9 protein-coding genes are annotated in these 17,990 nt (G+C 72.7%); 6 read left to right on the top strand and 3 right to left on the bottom strand.

Translation table 11 applies throughout. The features are described 5' to 3' along the window. The first annotated feature begins 18 nt into the window (after nt 1-18). A complete protein-coding gene (moeZ, locus tag ACGFRF_RS09425; RefSeq protein ID WP_393738011.1) occupies nt 19-1,197 on the top strand; it encodes an adenylyltransferase/sulfurtransferase MoeZ in 1,179 nt (392 codons plus the stop codon). Between the two features lie 325 nt (nt 1,198-1,522). Then, on the top strand, nt 1,523-1,960 hold the full coding sequence (locus ACGFRF_RS09420; RefSeq protein WP_393738010.1) for a ricin-type beta-trefoil lectin domain protein: 438 nt from the start codon (nt 1,523-1,525) through the stop codon (nt 1,958-1,960). A 73-nt stretch (nt 1,961-2,033) separates the two neighbouring features. Here the strand turns inward: ACGFRF_RS09420 and ACGFRF_RS09415 are convergent, their stop codons facing one another. From ACGFRF_RS09415 to ACGFRF_RS09405, 3 genes are all read right to left on the bottom strand, one after another. Then, nucleotides 2,034-3,584, bottom strand: a complete 1,551-nt coding sequence (locus ACGFRF_RS09415; protein WP_393738009.1) for an alpha/beta hydrolase — start codon at nt 3,582-3,584, stop codon at nt 2,034-2,036. A 134-nt stretch (nt 3,585-3,718) separates the two neighbouring features. Beyond that, nucleotides 3,719-5,263: an alpha/beta hydrolase gene (locus tag ACGFRF_RS09410; RefSeq protein WP_393738008.1), complete on the bottom strand. Its 1,545-nt coding sequence runs from the start codon at nt 5,261-5,263 to the stop codon at nt 3,719-3,721. Between the two features lie 154 nt (nt 5,264-5,417). Next, nucleotides 5,418-8,339 (bottom strand): lysylphosphatidylglycerol synthase domain-containing protein, encoded by a 2,922-nt coding sequence (locus ACGFRF_RS09405; RefSeq protein WP_393738007.1) that lies wholly within the window; start codon nt 8,337-8,339, stop codon nt 5,418-5,420. A gap of 186 nt (nt 8,340-8,525) precedes the next feature. Between ACGFRF_RS09405 and ACGFRF_RS09400 the strand changes: the two genes are divergently transcribed. The 4 genes from ACGFRF_RS09400 (at nt 8,526) to ACGFRF_RS09385 (ending at nt 17,858) form a co-directional block, all read left to right on the top strand. Next, a complete protein-coding gene (locus ACGFRF_RS09400) occupies nt 8,526-8,912 on the top strand; it encodes an MGMT family protein (RefSeq protein ID WP_393738006.1) in 387 nt (128 codons plus the stop codon). A 257-nt stretch (nt 8,913-9,169) separates the two neighbouring features. Next, nucleotides 9,170-12,634 (top strand): ATP-dependent helicase, encoded by a 3,465-nt coding sequence (locus ACGFRF_RS09395; protein WP_393738005.1) that lies wholly within the window; start codon nt 9,170-9,172, stop codon nt 12,632-12,634. 135 nt (nt 12,635-12,769) lie between these two features. Beyond that, complete coding sequence (locus ACGFRF_RS09390; protein ID WP_393738004.1) at nt 12,770-16,378, top strand: UvrD-helicase domain-containing protein; 3,609 nt, start codon at nt 12,770-12,772, stop codon at nt 16,376-16,378. 76 nt (nt 16,379-16,454) lie between these two features. Beyond that, on the top strand, nt 16,455-17,858 hold the full coding sequence (locus ACGFRF_RS09385) for a dipeptidase (protein ID WP_393738003.1): 1,404 nt from the start codon (nt 16,455-16,457) through the stop codon (nt 17,856-17,858). Nucleotides 17,859-17,990 lie beyond the last annotated feature (132 nt).

Here is a 17,990-nt window from a genome sequence, read left to right as displayed (position 1 = left end):
CCGACCAACGGAGTCCCCGTGTCGCTGCCACCCCTGGTCGAGCCAGCTGCTGAGCTCACCGTAGACGAGGTCCGCCGGTACTCCCGCCACCTGATCATCCCGGACGTCGGGATGGACGGGCAGAAGCGGCTGAAGAACGCCAAGGTGCTCTGTGTGGGCGCCGGCGGCCTGGGCTCGCCGGCGCTGATGTACCTGGCCGCCGCGGGCGTGGGCACGCTCGGTATCGTGGAGTTCGACGAGGTCGACGAGTCGAACCTGCAGCGCCAGATCATCCACAGCCAGGCCGACATCGGCCGCTCCAAGGCCGAGTCGGCCCGCGACAGCGTGCTCGGCATCAACCCGTACGTGAACGTGATCCTTCACGAGGAGCGGCTCGAGGCCGACAACGTGATGGACATCTTCAGCCAGTACGACCTGATCGTCGACGGCACCGACAACTTCGCGACCCGCTACCTGGTCAACGACGCGTGCGTGCTGCTGAACAAGCCGTACGTGTGGGGCTCGATCTACCGCTTCGACGGCCAGGCCTCGGTCTTCTGGTCCGAGCACGGCCCCTGCTACCGCTGCCTGTACCCGGAGCCCCCGCCCCCCGGCATGGTCCCCTCCTGCGCCGAGGGCGGCGTGCTGGGCGTGCTGTGCGCGTCCATCGGCTCCATCCAGGTCACCGAGGCGATCAAGGTCCTCACCGGCACCGGTGAGCCGCTGGTCGGCCGACTGATGATCTACGACGCCCTCGAGATGCAGTACCGCCAGGTCAAGGTGCGCAAGGACCCCGACTGCGCGGTCTGCGGCGAGAACCCGACCGTCACCGAGCTGATCGACTACGAGGCCTTCTGCGGCGTCGTCTCCGAGGAGGCCCAGGCGGCGGCCGCCGACTCCACGATCACTCCGAAGCAGCTCAAGGAGTGGATCGACGACGGCGAGAACATCGAGATCATCGACGTCCGCGAGCCGAACGAGTACGAGATCGTCTCCATCCCGGGCGCCAAGCTGATCCCGAAGAACGAGTTCCTCATGGGCGCCGCCCTGGAGAGCCTCCCGCAGGACAGGAAGATCGTCCTGCACTGCAAGACGGGTGTCCGCAGTGCGGAAGTCCTCGCGGTCCTGAAGTCCGCGGGCTTCTCCGACGCGGTCCACGTGGGCGGCGGCGTCATCGGCTGGGTCAACCAGATCGAACCGGAGAAGCCGGTCTACTGATCGGCCCGCCGGCCGGCACGACTTGACAGGCCCACGGCTCTGACCCGTTCAGAGCCGTGGGCCTCTGTCGTTGCCGCGAGGCCGAGAGCGAGGACAATGTGCCGGTTTGCTCCCTTTGTTCGGCATGGGGGTGTGCGCGTTGCAGTGTGATGATCATGTCGGTTACCGTGGCGTCAACTTCACGCGCCCTTCGGTGCGTTGAGGTCGACCACCACTGCGTGACCGCAGCCACACGGGCCACCGGGCCGCAAGCGAGGCATGACCACCCTCGCGGGTCCGGTGCGACCGCTGTCGTCACGTCTGGACAGAAGACAGGGGGAGTTCCATGAAGAAGCGTTTGGTGGGCAGGCTCGCGGCGATGATCCTCGCCCCGGCGGTGATCCTGGCAGGCGCCGGCGAGGCGTTCGCCAACGGCACCGTCACCTGGAAGAACAAGGGCAACGGCAAGTGCCTGGGCTACATGAACGGCATCCCGCTCGCGGCCGCCGACTGCGGTACGCCGCCCTCCAAGTGGACCGAGACCAAGCAGTCCGACGGGACCTGGACGCTCAAGACGAGCTACGGCGACTGCCTCGACAGCAACGGGGACGGCAAGGTCTACCTGCGGCACTGCAACGGCGGCGCCTACCAGAAGTGGGACGAGATCAAGGACACGGCGGGCTGGCGCCTGAAGAACAAGGCGACCGGGCTCACGCTCGGCCAGAACGGCAGCGTGCTCTACACCGGTTTCGACGGCGGCCTCAAGGCCCAGCGCTGGAGCTGAGTCCCGACGCCGCTCCTGGTGAGTCGTGGAGCAGGGGCCCCGGGCGCGACAGGCGCCCGGGGCCCCGTCCGCGTCAGGAGCAGACCGTGCCGTCCTTCGGCACCGTTCCCTTCAGCAGGTAGGCGTTCACCGTCGAGTCGACGCAGTCGCTGCCGTTGCCGTACGCCCCGTGACCCTCGCCCTTCCAGGTGAGTTCGACGCCGACACCCTTGCCCAGCTCGTCGGCCATCCTGCGGGCGCCCTCGTACGGCGTCGCCGGGTCGCCGGTGTTGCCGACCAGCAGGATCGGCGCCGCGCCCGGTGCGCCGACCGCCGGGGTGTCGAACTGGCCCGGTATCGGCCAGCCGTGGCACCAGCCCGCCGTGTCCCAGCCCAGGAAGTCCCCGAACACGGGCGAGATCCGCTCGAACTCCGCCAGTCGCCGCTTCGTCTCGGCGAGCGTCGGCCGCTGCTTGTCGTCCAGGCACGATATGGCCCGCTGGGAGTGGGACGTCGTGCCGTAGCGGCCCGAGGAGTCCCGTTCGTTGTAGTCGTCGGCGAGCGCCAGCAACTGCGAACCGTCGCCCGCCTGCGCCGACTTGAGCGCCGCCGTCAGCCGCGGCCAGCTGGACTCGCTGTACAGCGGCAGGACGATCCCGGTGACCGCGAGCGTCTGGGTCAGCTTCCGCCCGGACGACGTCGGCAGCGGCCGCGCGTCGATCCGCTTCAGCAGGGCCGCGATCTTCCGTGAGCCCAGCTCGGGGTCCTGACCGGTGGACTTCAGGTAGTCGTCCAGCGCCCGCTGGAAACCGCGGGCCTGGTTCTCGGCATGGCCCACCGTGTCCGCGGTCGGGTCCACCACCGCGTCCAGGATCAGCCGTCCCACCCGCTCGGGGAACAAGTGGGCGTACACACCGCCGAGTTCGGTGCCGTAGGAGATGCCGAAGTAGTGCATCCGCGCGTCACCGAGGACCTGACGCATCAGGTCCATGTCGCGCGCGGTGTCGGTGGTGGACACGTGGGCCAGCAGCCGGCCGGCGGCCTTCTGGCAGCCCTTGCCGAAGTCGGTGACGTCCTGGAAGTACGCCTTCTCCTCGGCCGGGGTGTCCGGGGTGGCGTCCACGTCCTCGGCGGCCTGGATCTCGCGGTCGGCGCGGCAACGGATGCCCTCGCTCGCCCCGACCCCGCGCGGGTCCCAGCTCACCAGGTCATAGCGCTCACGGAGTGAGGAGGCCGTGGACCCGTAGTACGGCATCATCGACACGCCCGAGCCGCCGGGGCCGCCGAAGTTGAACAGCAACGATCCGATGCGGTCGCGGCCGGTCGCCTGGGCGCGGATCAGAGCGAGGCCGATCGTCGCCCCCTTCGGTCGGGCCCAGTCCAGCGGCACCTTGAGCGTCGCGCACCGCCAGTCGTCGCCCGGCGCCGCGGCGCCCCCGGTGCCCATGCAGCGGTGCCAGTCGAGGCGCTGGGAGGTGAGGGAGGACGGCAGGTCGCCGGATGGCGGTGACGCCGAGGACGCCGATGGAGGAGCCGTGTCCGCCCCCTTGCCCTCGTTTCCGCCCCTGTCCGACGAGCCACCGCCGCAGCCGGCCACCAGCAGCGCCGCGGCCGCGGCGGCCGTCCAGCGCAGGATTCGCCACATGTGCACCCCCCTCACAGGCCCTGCGCGTCGTGCCGCGCCGGGCGTTCCAGGCCATGGTAGGCGCACCGAGCCAGTCCCGCGGGAGCCTGTGGATAACCCTCTGACCAGCGAATTTGCTGGACTTCGCCGTCGCGTCAGGAGCAGACCGTGCCGGCCTTCGGCACCCTTCCGTCCAGCAGGTAGCCGTTCACCGCGCTCTGCACGCACTTGTTCTTGCTGTCGTACGCCCCGTGCCCCTGCCCCTTGTACGTCAGCTCCACGGCGACGCCCTTGCCGAGCGCGTCCACCATTCTCTTCGCGCCCTCGTACGGGGTGGCCGGGTCACCGGTGTTGCCGACGACGAGGATGGGCGCCGATCCGGGTGCGCTGACGTCGGGATGGTCGGCGGCGCCCGGCACGGCCCAGTCGGTGCAGCCGACCATGCCCCAGGCCAGGTAGTCCCCGAACAGCGGGGAGGCGGCGCGGAACTCGGGCAGCTTCCCCTGGACGTAGTCCGTGGTGTAGCGAGGCTTCTCGTCGGAGCAGTTGATCGCGATGTTCGCCGCGGTGATGTTGCTGTACTCCCCGTTCTCGTCGCGGCCGTTCAACGAGTCGGACAGCAGCATGAGGATCTTGCCGTCGCCGTCGTACGCCTGCTCCAGCCCTTCGGTGAGGTACTCCCAGAAGTCCTTCGAGTACAGGGACTGCGCGATGCCGTTGGTCGCCGCGGTCTGGGTGAGCTGGCGCGGGAGGATGCCGGGGATCGGCTTCTTCTCCAGGTCCCCCAGCAGTTTCGCGATGCGGTTCTTCACATCCTGGGGGGTGTCCCCGATCGGGCACTCCGTCTCCTTGGACGTGCAGTCCTCGGCGAAGTTGTCGAGCGCGAGCTGGAAGCCCTTGGCCTGTCCGAGCGCGCCCTGCTCGGGGGTCTGCGTGGGGTCGACCACGGCGTCGAGGACGGCCCGGCCGACGCGCCGCGGGAACAGGTGGGCGTAGACGCCGCCGAGTTCGGTGCCGTACGAGATGCCGAAGTAGTACAGCTTGGCGTCGCCGAGGACCTGCCGCATCAGGTCCATGTCGCGGGCCGCGTCCGTGGTGCGCACGTGCGGCAGGATCCTCTTGGAGTTCTTCTCGCAGGCCGCGTTGAACTGCTTGGTGCGCTTCAGGAGCTGGGTGCGCTCAGTGCTGTCGTCGGGCGTCGCGTCCTGCTGGAAGTAGGCGTCCAGCTGCGAGTCGCTCTCGCACTGCACCGGTGCGCTGCGGCCGACCCCGCGCGGGTCGAAGCTGACCAGGTCGTAGCGGGTGCGCAGCGCCGAGTAGTCCTGGGCGAAGGCGGGCAGCGTGGCCACGCCGCTGCCGCCGGGGCCGCCGAAGTTGAACACGAGCGAGCCGATCCGCCGGCTCGCCGGGCCACTGGCCTTGGCCCGGATCAGCGCGATGTCGATGGTGTCGCCCTTGGGCTCGGACCAGTCCAGGGGCGCCTTCATGGTGGCGCACTGCCACTCCGTCCCGTTCGGCAGCGGGGACGGGGCGCTGCCGCCACCCTCCGCCTCGGACGGAGCCGGGCAGTCCGTCCAGTCCAGCTTCTGTTGCGTGACGTCCCCGTCCTTAGCGCCGTCTCCGCATCCGGCCAGCAGTACGGACAGCAGCACGGCGGTGGTGGTCAGGGCGGCGGCGCGCAGCCGGGAAGGGTTCGCCATGCTTCCATCCTGCGGTCGCGCAGGCCGGGGCGCGCGGGACACGGGCCGTCCGAGGTAGGCCTCGCGCACGTCGCGTCCGGCCCGGTGGCGCTCCCGCGCGGCCCTCACCGATCGCCCGCGCGGCCCCTCACTGATCGTCCGCTCGACCAAGCGGCTAAAGCGCACCCTTGCGGGTCAGGTGGTTGAAGGCCAGCCAGCCCGGCAGCACCGGCAGCCACAGGGTCAGCAGCCGGAACAGCAGGACGGCCGGCGCGGCGACCTCCTTGGGCAGGCCCACGGCGATCAGACCGACGGTCAGGGTCGCCTCGACCGCGCCCACGCCACCGGGGGTGGGCGCCGCGGAGCCGAGCGCGTTGCCGGCGAGGAAGACGACGGCGACGCTGGCGATGCTCAGCGAGACCGAGCCATCGCCGAAGGCACGGATGGAGGCGTCCAGGCACATCACGAAGCAGGCGGTCAGCAGGAGCATGCCGCCGATGCCGGTGACGAGCTTCTGCGGCCGCTGCAGCACGTCGAGCATGCGCGGTACGACACCGGCGAACAGCGACCTCACGCGCGTGACGACGAATTTCCGCAGGAACGGCACGGAGGTGACGACGAGCACCAGCACCGCCACGGTCAGCAGACCCGCGATGACCGTGCGGGACGGTGACAGGGACGGTGTCTTCTCGGTGCCGGTCAGATAGCCGAAGGACAGCAGCATCAGGATGTGACAGCCGAGCCCGAACAGCTGCGACGCGCCGACGCTCGCCACCGCGAGCCCGGGGCGCACACCCGCGCGCTGCAAGAAGCGCGTGTTGAGGGCCACACCGCCGACCGCGGCCGGTGCCACGATCTTCACGAAGGACCCGGCGACCTGCGCCGCCACCGTTCTCGGGAACGGCACCCGCTCCGGCACGAACCCGAGCAGCGCCATCGCCGCGGCGACGTAGCTGAGCGCGGAGAACAGCACCGCCGCGATCACCCAGCCCCACTGGGCCTGCGCGAACAGCGTGCCGAACTCGATGTGGGTGAGTTGCGTCAGCAGGAAGTACGCGCCGATGGCGCCGGCGATGAAGCTGATCAGCGTGCGCGGCCGCACCCGCTCCAGGCGGGCCGGTTCGACGGGCGCCTGGGGCCTGATCCGCAGCACCTCGTGTCGGATCTGCGTGAGCAGGTCCTCCTCACGGGCCTCCTCCAGGGCTTCGTCGATGGCCCGCTTCTCCGCGCGCTGCTCCGCGCGGACCGTCTTCTTGTCCGGCTTTTCGAGGACGGGCGGCGCCGTCGTGGACGCCTCCTCCAGGCGCATTGCCTTGGCCTGCCGGGACGCCTCGAGCACCGCCTCGCGTTCGCGCTCGGCACGCTCCCGGGCCAGCCGGCGCAGCGTCGCGCGCGTGGAGCGCGTCAGCGCGATCGGCTGGAGCATCGGCAGGCAGTCGGCGACCGCGTCGGGGCCGAGCACGCCGACCGCCGAGGCCACGGCCCGCTCGGCGCCGACCCGCAGGGCGAGCGTGGTGACCAGCTGGGCGACGTCCATGCGCAGCAGCAGATCGCCGGCCGCGATCTCGCCGCCGCGCAGCTCGGCGAGGATCACCCTGCCGGAACGATCCACCAGGATCGCGTCACCGGCCAGCCTGCGGTGCGCGATGCGCCGCGACTGCAGCGCCTGCACCTGGTGCCAGGTGTTGCGCAGCAACTCGTCCGTGATGTCCGCGTCGGCCAGCGAGTCCAGCGTGTGCCCGCCGGTGTGCTCGTAGACGAGCATGACCGCGTCCGGGCCGAGTTCGGAGGTGGCGATCAGCTTGGGCGCGTTGGCGCCGGCCGCGATCGCGGCGTACGCCAGCAGGGCCTCCTGCTCCAGCGCCTGCCGCAGCGACTGGAGGCTGGAGCGGGTGGCGAAGCCGCGCAGGGTCAGATTGCGCCACGCGCGGTAGAAGAAGCCCTGCGCCTGCTGTTCCCGGTCGACGACCGTGACGTCCAGTGGCGGGCCGTCCTCCAGGGTGACGAAGTAGCGCCGGCCCCGGTCGCCGTTCTCCGTCTCGGTGCCCTCCTCGCGGGCGGCGCTGACGGGGTGGAAGCCGACGTGCCTGAGGCCCGCCATCAGGGTCTGCCCGGTGGGGCGGACGTTCGGGGAGCCGACCGCGTACAGGGTGCCGTAGGCGATGGTCCAGCCGATCAGCACCGTCAAGATGATCGAGAAGGGGGTGGTGTAGCCGGTGACCAGCATCGAGAACGCGTCGAGCAGCAGCACGATCCACAGCACCGCCCGCCATCGGGGGCGGCGGGACATGCCGACGGCCGTCATGTAGGCGATGACCGGCGCGAGATAGCCGTGCACGGGGTCGGTCAGGGCGTGGATGTCGCCCGGCGAGGGCTGGGTGAGCGCCTCCTGGATCGAGTCCGGGGCGGCCCGCGCGACCCACAGGTCGGTGGCGAGGGTCACCCCGTGGGCCAGGACCGCCGCCAGCACGCCGTCGGCGATGCGCAGCCCGTCCCGTTTGATCAGCCGTTCGATCGCGAAGGCGACCGGGACCAGGAGGATCGCGATGCTGGACGCCAGTCCCGCGATCTTGATGAGCAGGTCGGGGGCCTGTCCGGTGCCCTTGTTGATGTCCTGTTCGAGGCCCGAGGTGGTGCCGTGCGCGAACGCGGCGATCGCGAACAGCACGACGATGGCGAGCACGCCCACCAGGAGTCGCATGAGGTCGGAGGGGCGGTGCACGCGCGCGGGGAGCAGCGGTTCGTCGCCCTCCACCTCCCCCGCGTGGGGATCGTCGCCGGCGCCCGGACCGTGGTCGGGGGGCGGGTTCTCCGGCACGTGCGCCCCCTTGCCTGCGGTGTTGTCATCCTCACGCGCGCGTGAGCCGTGGTCCTCATGCGCCGTGCTGCCGGCCGGGCGTGAGCCGTCCGAGCCGCTGCTCTCGTGCGTGCGCGTGCCGTCGTCCTTCGCACGCGCGTCCGTGGGATGGTTCTCGCGCGGGCCGGCGTCCTCCTGGTGCGCGTCGGTGTCGCCCTTGCCCGCGCGGGCGGTGTCGGGGCGCGCGGCGGCGTCAGGGGTGCCCGCCGCGCCTTCGGGGTGCACGCCCTGCTGCTTCATGGTCTCTTCTTGGTCTCGTATCACCGGTCACCGCCCGCACGATGGTGGCATGTCCCACCGACACACGCGGGCACCAGGGTGTGGATGCGCGAGCGCACAGTCTGCCGGAAGTGCCGCCCAGGGGCGAGAGGACCGGTGGCCGCGGTTAGCGACCGGATGTCGGTGGGGTGCGGCAGGATGGGGCGAATGAGCGAGCAGAGGCCTGCCCAGGAGACCCGCGAGGAGTACGCGGACGCGCTGCCGGAGTACGCCGAGCGGGTCCTCGAGGTCGCCGAGCGGATTCCGCCGGGGCGGGTCATGACGTACGGCGATGTCGCCGAGTGGCTCGCCGAGCAAGGCCCGCGCCAGGTCGGCCGGGTGATGGCCCTCTACGGAGGCGCCGTCCCGTGGTGGCGCGTGGTGCGTGCCGACGGCGTGCTGCTGCCCGGGCACGAGCTGCGTGCCCTTGCCCACTACCGCGCGGAGGGCACGCCGCTGAAGGAGGCGGGCAGGAGCACCGAGGGTCATCTGCCTCGGCTCGACATGCGGCGGGCCCGATGGGACGGCGGTGCGGGCGCGGAGGGTCACACCTGACAGCTTCCGCCATCGGATGCCACCGCGGAGGGCCTGTGGCCCGTTCGGGGGACAGAGGGGACGTCCGTGGCATGCCGTACGTTCGTGGGGGGTGGGACTCGCGTGGCGCGAGCGCCACGTGGGATGAAGCGGAAGCCCTGCTTCCGTCCCGAGCGGCGGCGTAGCGTCGGCTGCGCGTGTCCCCCTCACCCCGCGGCCACCGCCTCGCACGCGTGACCGCCCGCCCGCCAGCACGACCACCAGGACCGGCCGATCACGTGAGCTCCTCTTCCTCCACCAGGCGCCTGCCGCACCCCCCGGTGCGGCAGGGGAGCCGTGGCGCTTACCGACTGGTCCGTACCCCGCCGGTCGCGGCGGACCCCCCTCGTCTGGACGCTGCCCAGCGCGCCGTGGTTGACCACCGGTCCGGACCGCTCCTCGTGCTCGCCGGTCCGGGCACCGGCAAGACCACCACCCTGGTCGAGTCCGTGGCGGCGCGGATCGCCCGCGGCGGCGACCCGGAGCGGATCCTGGTGCTGACCTTCAGCCGCAAGGCCGCCGTCGACCTGCGCGACCGCATGGCCCTGCGCATGGGCGCCGCCCACGCCCCCCGGGCGACCACGTTCCACTCGTACTGCTACGCACTGGTCCGCGCGCACCAGGACAGCGGCCTGTTCGCCGAGCCGCTGCGCCTGCTCTCCGGCCCCGAGCAGGACGTCGCCGTCCGTGAGCTGCTCGCCGGCCAGCCGGAGCTGGAGCGGCTCGGGCTGGCCCATGTGCGCTGGCCGGACGAGCTGCGCGCCTGCCTGACCACGCGTGGCTTCGCGGACGAGGTCCGCGCGGTCCTCGCCCGCAGCCGTGAGCTGGGCCTCGGCCCCGACGCCCTGGACGCCTTCGCCCGCCGCATCGGCCGCCCCGACTGGCGGGCAGCCGCCGCGTTCCTCGCCGAATACCTCGACGTACTCGACCTGCAAGGCGTGATCGACTACGCCGAACTCGTCCACCGCGCGGTCCTGCTCGCCCACCGCCCCGAGGCGGCCGCGCGGCTCGCCGCCCGGTACGACGCCGTGTACGTAGACGAGTACCAGGACACCGACCCCGCCCAGGTACGGCTCCTGCACGCGCTGGCCGGCGGCGGGCGCACCCTGGTCGCCTTCGGCGACCCCGACCAGTCGATCTACGCCTTCCGGGGCGCGGACGTGAACGGCATCCTGGACTTCCCGGCCGCCTTCCCGCGCGCGGACGGCCGCCCCGCCCCCGTCGAGGTGCTGCGCACCTCCCGCCGCTCCGGCGCCGCCCTGCTGGCCGCGACCCGCCTGATCACACAGCGCATGCCGCTGCCCAGGCTGCCCGCCGACAAGGTGCGGGCCCACCGAGAGCCGGCCGCCGTCCGGGACGGCGGCCGCGTCGAGGTCTACACCTACCCGACGCCCGGCACGGAACTGGACAACATCGCGGACATCCTGCGCCGCGCGCACCTGGAGGACGGCGTCCCCTGGAGCGACATGGCTGTTCTGGTACGTGCCGGAGCCCGCGCCCTGCCGACCCTCCGCCGCGCCCTCACCTCTGCCGGTGTCCCGCTGGACATCGACGGCGACGACCTGCCCCTGCGTCACGAGCCGGCGGTGGCACCGCTGCTGGCGGCCCTGCGGGCGGTGGCCACGGCGGAGGCACGGCACCGCGAGGAGGAGCCCACCGCGCTCCCGGTGCAGGACGAAGCGGAGGGCGAGCCGTCCGCCGAGGAAGTGGAGGGCGAGCCGTCCGGGGACGAGCCGATCGGACAGGCGCTGGAGGCCGAGCCGTCCGGGGATGAGCCGTCCGCCGGAGAAGCCGCGGCTGCAGGCGCCGGAGAGCGGACCCCGGACACCTCCTGGCTGGACACCGAGACCGCCCTCACCCTGCTCGCCTCCCCCCTCGCCGGCATGGACACCGCCGACCTGCGCCGTCTCGGGCGGGCCCTGCGCGAGGAGGAGCGGGCCGCCGGCAACCCGCTGCCGCCCCCGTCCGACGAACTGCTCGCGCGTGCGCTCGCCGAACCGGAGCGCCTGGCCGTGCACGACCCGGCCTACGCGCGCGGGGCGCAGCGCCTCGGCGCACTGCTCCGCAAGGCCCGCGAACGCCTCGCGGGCGGCGGCACGGCCGAGGAGGCGCTGTGGGACCTGTGGGAGGGCACCCCGTGGCCCACGCGCCTGGAGCGGGCCGCCCGGCGCGGTGGCGCGGCCGGCCGCAACGCCGACCGGGACCTGGACGCCGTGTGCGCCCTGTTCGCGACCGCCGCGCGCGCGGAGGAACGCACCGGCGGCCGCGGCGCCCTGAACTTCCTGGCGGAGATCGAGGCCGAGGACATCGCCGCCGACACGCTCACCCGCCGGACGGTACGCCCCGACGCCGTCCGCCTGATGACCGCGCACCGCTCCAAGGGCCTGGAGTGGCGCCTGGTCGTCGTCGCCGGCGTCCAGGAGGGGCTGTGGCCCGACCTGCGCCGCCGGGGCTCGCTGCTTGAGGCCGACCGCATCGGCCGCGACGGGCTCGCCGAACCGCTGACCCCCGGGGCGCTGCTCGCCGAGGAGCGCCGTCTGTTCTACGTGGCCGCCACGCGCGCGCGTGAGCGCCTCGTCGTCACCGCGGTCAAGGCACCGGCCGACGACGGCGACCAGCCGTCCCGGTTCCTGACGGAACTGGGCGTCGAGCCGAAGGACGTCACCGGACGCCCCCGCCGTCCGCTGTCGGTCGCCGCGCTCGTCGCCGAGCTGCGTGCCACCACCGTCGACCCGCGCGCGACCCCCGCCCTGCGCGACGCCGCCGCCCGCCGCCTGGCCCGGCTCGCCGCTCTCGCCGACGAGGACGGCCGCCCGCTGGTGCCGTCCGCGCACCCCTACCGCTGGTGGGGCATGTTCGAGCCGACCGAGAGCAAGGTGCCGCTGCGCCACCGGGACCAGCCCGTGGTGCTCTCCGGCAGCGCCCTCGACCAGCTCGCCAACACCTGTGCGCTGCAGTGGTTCCTGGGCCGGGAGGTGAAGGCCGACGCCCCCTCCACCACCGCGCAGGGCTTCGGCAACGTCGTCCACGTCCTCGCCGACGAGGTCGCCTCCGGGCGCACCCCGGCCGACCTCGACGTCCTCATGGAACGCCTGGACTCGGTGTGGAACGCGCTCGCCTTCGACGCCCCCTGGAAGTCGCGGCAGGAGAAGGACAACGCGCGCGTGGCGCTCGAACGCTTCCTGAACTGGCACGTGCTGGACCGCACCGGCCGCACCCCCGTCGTCAGCGAGCAGGACTTCGACGTCACCCTCGAGGCGGGCGACTACGAGGTCCGCATCCGCGGCCAGATGGACCGGGTGGAGACGGACGGTGACGGCCGGGCCTACGTGGTCGACTTCAAGACCGGCAAACAGGCACCGAGCGCCGCCGACGTGGCCCGCCACCCCCAGCTCGCCGTCTATCAGCTCGCCGTCCGCGAAGGCGCCGTGGACGAGGCCTTCGACGGCGTACGCCCCGAACCGGGCGGCGCCGAACTGGTGCACCTCAGGCAGGGCGCCGCCAAACGTGACGGAGGCGAGAGCCTGCCCAAGGTGCAGACCCAGGAACCCCTGGCGGGGGAGTGGGTCGGCGAGCTGCTGGCCAACGCCGCAGGAAAGGTCCTCGACGAGCGGTTCACACCGAGCACCGGCCAGCACTGCACGCACTGCGCGTTCCGTGCCTCGTGCAGCGCCCGTCCCGAGGGACGGCACGTGGTCGAGTGATCCGCGGCCGGGGCCGAGTGATCCGCGGCCAGGGTGGGGTGACGTACGGCACCCCACGTTCTGACCTGCGTTTCTTCCTCCCCGGGCGGTCGATCCGTCCTCGACTGTCAGTGCCCGCCGCTAGCCTCTTTCGACATGCCCGCCCGTATCACCGACCCCGAGCAGCTCAAGGAGCTTCTCGGCATCCCGTTCACCCCGGAGCAGACGGCCTGCATCACCGCGCCGCCCGCCCCGCAGGTGATCGTGGCCGGAGCCGGATCGGGCAAGACCACCGTGATGGCGGCCCGCGTGGTCTGGCTGGTCGGCACCGGACAGGTCGCCCCCGAACAGGTCCTCGGCCTGACCTTCACCAACAAGGCCGCCGGTGAGCTGGCCGAGCGCGTCCGCAAGGCGCTGATCAAGGCCGGCGTCACCGACCCGGACGTCATCGACCCCGACAACCCGCCGGGGGAACCGGTCATCTCGACGTACCACGCCTTCGCCGGACGCCTGCTGACCGACCACGGTCTGCGCCTCGGCCTGGAGCCCACCTCCCGTCTCCTGGCCGACGCCACCCGCTACCAGCTCGCCGCGCGCGTGCTGCGCGAGGCACCCGGCCCCTACCCGGCGCTGACCCGCTCCTTCGCCGACCTCGTCAGCGACCTGCTCACCCTCGACTCCGAACTCGCCGAACACCTCGTCGACCCCGAGGAACTGCGCGCCTGGGACGCCGACCTGCTGCACACCCTGCAGGGCGCCAGGCTCACCAACGCCGACCTGCGCAAGGTCCCCGACACGGCCGCCGCCCGCCGGGAACTCGCCGACCTCGTCCAGCGCTACCGGGCGGCCAAACGCGAGCGGGACCTGCTCGACTTCGGCGACCAGATCGCCCTGTCCGCCCGCCTCGCCCGCATTCCCGAGGTCGGGCGCCTGCTGCGCGAGGAGTTCCGCGTGGTGCTCCTGGACGAGTACCAGGACACCTCCGTGGCCCAGCGCGTCCTGCTGGCGGGCCTGTTCGGCGGCGGCACCGGCCACCCGGTGACCGCCGTCGGCGACCCCTGCCAGGCCATCTACGGCTGGCGCGGCGCCTCCGTCGCCAACCTGGACGACTTCCCCGCGCACTTCGCCCACGCCGACGGCCGGCCCGCCACCCGGCAGGCGCTCAGCGAGAACCGCCGCAGCGGCGGCCGACTCCTCGACCTCGCCAACGGCCTCGCCGAGCCCCTGCGTGCCATGCACGCGGGCGTGGAGGCCCTCCGCCCGGCACCCGGCGCCGAACGCGACGGCACGGTCCGCTGCGCCCTGCTGCGCACCCACGCGGAGGAGATCGACTGGATCGCCGACTCCCTCGCCCACCTCGTACGCACGGGCACGGCCCCGGGCGAGATCGCCGTACTGTGCCGCACCGCGACCGACTTCGCCGAGATCCAGGGCGCCCTCGTGGCCCGTGACCTCCCCGTCGAAGTGGTCGGCCTGTCCGGGCTGCTGCACCTGCCGGAGATCGCCGACCTCGTCGCCGTCTGCGAGGTCCTGCAGGACCCCGGCGCCAACGCCTCCCTGGTGCGCCTGCTGACCGGACCGCGCTGGCGCATCGGCCCCCGCGACCTCGCCCTCCTCGGCCGTCGCGCCCGCCTGCTGGTCGCCCACGCGCGCGTGGGCGACACCGACGACCCGGACGGCCGGCTCGCCGCGGCCGTCGAAGGGGTCGACCCGGCGGAGGTGATATCGCTCGCGGACGCCCTCGACACGTTCCTCGAGACACCGATGGAGGGGGACCACGAGGAAGGGGCCGACGACGGGCTGCCGTTCTCCCCGGACGCGCGCGTGCGTTTCGCCCGTCTCGCCGCCGAACTGCGCGACCTGCGCCGTTCCCTGTCCGACCCGCTGATGGACGTCCTGCACCGCGTCCTCGCGGTCACCGGCCTGGAGGTGGAACTGTCGGCGTCCCCGCACGCACTTGCCGCCCGCCGCCGCGAGACCCTGTCCAACTTCCTCGACGTCGCCGCGTCCTTCGCCGCCGGCGACGGCGAGGCCACCCTGCTGGCCTTCCTCGGCTTCCTGCGCACCGCCGCGCAGTACGAGAAGGGCCTCGACAACGCCCTGCCCGGCGGCGAGAACACCGTCAAGGTGCTCACCGCGCACAAGTCCAAGGGCCTGGAGTGGGACGTCGTGGCCGTCCCCGGGCTCGTCAACGGGACCTTCCCCAGCGCCCAGGGCCGCGAGAAGTGGACCGCGCAGGCCAAGGTGCTGCCGCACGCCCTGCGCGGCGACACCGACACCCTGCCCGACGTCGGCTCCTGGGACTCGCGCGGCATGAAGGCCTTCCACGAGGCCATGAAGGACCACCAGCACACCGAGGAACTCCGCCTCGGCTATGTCACCTTCACCCGCCCCCGTTCCCTGCTCCTCGGCTCCGGCCACTGGTGGGGCCCCAGCCAGAAGAAGCCGCGCGGTCCCTCCGACTTCCTGCGGGCCCTGTACGACCACTGCGCCGCCGGGTACGGCGAGATCGAGGTCTGGGCGGAGGAGCCGGCCGAGGACGAGGAGAACCCGGCCCTGCACACGGCCACCGGTGACCAGGTGTGGCCGCTGCCGCTGGACGACGCCGCCCTGGCCCGCCGCCGTGCGGCCGCCGACACCGTCCTCGCCCACCTGGACGCCCTCGCCGCCCAGGACGCCGGCCACCCGCCGGCCGCCCACGACCCCGCCGCCCTCGACGACCCGGACTGGCCCGCTGCGCCGGACGACGACCCCTACGGCGAGGAGCCGTACGAGGAGTTTCCTCACGAGGAGGACTTCCCCTACGACGAGGAGGCCTTCGGTGAGGAGCACCCGTACGTCTTCGATGAGGAGCCTCCGTACGAGGGCGCCCACGGCGAGGAGCACCCGGACAAGGACGCCTCCGGCACGGAGCGCCCGCATCGCGCTGACGTCCCCGCCCCCGGCCGTCCCGCCGGCCGGGTCGCCCGGAGCGCCGGCCGGTCCACCGTGCCCCACCAGGCGCCCGCACCGCAGGACCGCCCCCGGCCCGCCGAACCGCGGCCGGACACCGCACTCACCCCCGAGGAAGCCCGCACCGTCGCCTCCTGGGACCGCGACCTCGACGCGCTCACCGGAGAGCTGCTGCGCGCCCGGCAGACCGTGACGGACGTCCCGCTGCCCGCCACGCTGTCCGCGTCCCAGCTGCTGCGGCTGGCCGAGGACCCCGACGGGCTCGCACAGGAACTCGCGCGCCCCATGCCGCGCCCCCCGCAACCGGCCGCGCGCCGAGGCACCCGTTTCCACGCCTGGGTCGAGGCCCGCTTCGAGGAATTGACCCTGCCCCTGCTCGAACCGGACGAGCTGCCCGGCGGCGACGCCGAGATCACCGACGAACGCGACCTCGAAGCCCTGAAGGAGGCCTTCGAACGCACCGAGTACGCCCGGCGCACCCCCTACCGGGTCGAGGCCCCCTTCCAGCTCACCCTCGCCGGCCGCGTCGTACGGGGCCGCATCGACGCCGTCTACCGGACCGGCGACGGCGAGGAGACCACGTACGAGATCGTCGACTGGAAGACCAGCCGCACCCGTACCGCCGACCCGCTCCAGCTCGCCGTGTACCGGCTGGCCTGGGCCGAGCAGCAGGGCGTGCCCCCCGAGTCGGTCACGGCCGCCTTCCTGTACGTGCGCAGCGGCGAGGTCGTACGCCCCGAAGGCCTGCCGGACCGGGACGCGCTGGAGCGCCTGCTCACGGGCGAGCCGGTCAGAGCGCGGGAGAGGACCTGAGTGTGGCGCGGGAGACAAACCGAGTGTGACGAACCGGCGGCGGAGGATGCCGGTGCGGCCGGATAGGCTCGTGAGCATGAGCCAGACCCCGGACAGCGCCGTCCGTACGTACATCGAGCAGCATCGCGCCGCCTTCCTCGACGACCTCGCCGCATGGCTGCGCATTCCCTCCGTGTCGGCCCAGCCCGACCACGCGCCCGATGTACGGCGCAGCGCCGACTGGCTCGCCGCCAAGCTCGAGGAGACCGGCTTCCCGACCGTCGAGGTCTGGCAGACCCCGGGCGCCCCGGCCGTCTTCGCCGAGTGGTCCTCGGGCCACCCCGAGGCGCCCACCGTCCTCGTCTACGGCCACCACGACGTACAGCCCGCCGCCCCCGAGGACGGCTGGGACAGCGACCCCTTCGAGCCGGTCGTCCGGGAGAACCGCCTCTACGCGCGCGGGGCGGCCGACGACAAGGGCCAGGTGTTCTTCCACACACTCGGCGTCCGCGCCCACCTCGCCGCCACCGGCCGCACCGCCCCCGCGGTCAACCTGAAGCTGCTCGTCGAGGGCGAGGAGGAGTCCGGCTCCCCGCACTTCCGGGCCCTCGTGGAGGAGCGCGCGGGACGCCTCACCGCGGACGCCGTGATCGTCTCCGACACCGGCATGTGGTCCGAGGACACCCCGACCGTGTGCACCGGCATGCGCGGCCTCGCCGAGTGCGAGATCCGCCTGTACGGCCCCGGCCAGGACATCCACTCCGGTTCCTTCGGCGGTGCCGTGCCCAACCCGGCCACCGCCGCCGCCCGCCTGGTCGCCGCCCTCCACGACGAGCAGGCGCGCGTGGCGGTCCCCGGCTTCTACGACGGCATCGTCGAGCTGACCGACCGCGAGCGCGAACTGTTCGCCGAGCTGCCCTTCGACGAGGAGCGCTGGCTGCGCACCGCCAAGTCCCACGCCACGCACGGCGAGGCCGGGCACACCACCCTGGAGCGCATCTGGGCCCGCCCGACCGCCGAGGTCAACGGCATCGGCGGCGGCTACCAGGGCCCCGGCAGCAAGACGATCATCCCGTCCTCGGCGATGGTGAAGCTGTCCTTCCGCCTGGTCGCCGGCCAGGACCCCGACCTCATCGAGAAAGCCGTCCGCGCCTGGGCCGCCGAGCAGGTGCCCGCCGGAATCCGGTACGAGATCGACTTCGGCTCGGCCACGCGCCCGTGCCTGACCCCGCTCGACCACCCCGCGCTGCAGTCCGTGGTCCGCGCCATGGGCCGCGCCTTCGAGAAACCGGTCCGCTTCACCCGTGAGGGCGGCTCCGGACCCGCCGCCGACCTCCAGGAAGTCCTCGGCGCCCCCGTGCTCTTCCTGGGCATCTCCGTCCCCTCGGACGGCTGGCACGCCCCCAACGAGAAGGTCGAACTGGACCTCCTGCTCAAGGGCGTCGAGACCAGCGCCTACCTGTGGGGTGACCTGGCCGACACCTGGCGTCCCACGTCCTGACCGGCCGGCGCCGTACGGAAGGGCACCGCGCGCGGGGCACACTGGTAGAGCCGCCCCGAACGCCCCGCCCCGCCCGGCCCGCTGCCCTCCCGCCCTACGACCTGCCGAACCGTCCGCCGATACGAACCGCTG

Source organism: Streptomyces sp. NPDC048521 (assembly GCF_043199855.1).
Taxonomy (GTDB): Bacteria; Actinomycetota; Actinomycetes; order Streptomycetales; family Streptomycetaceae; genus Streptomyces.
Note: the sequence above shows the minus strand (reverse complement) of the source record. Positions and strands in the feature narration are given on the sequence as shown.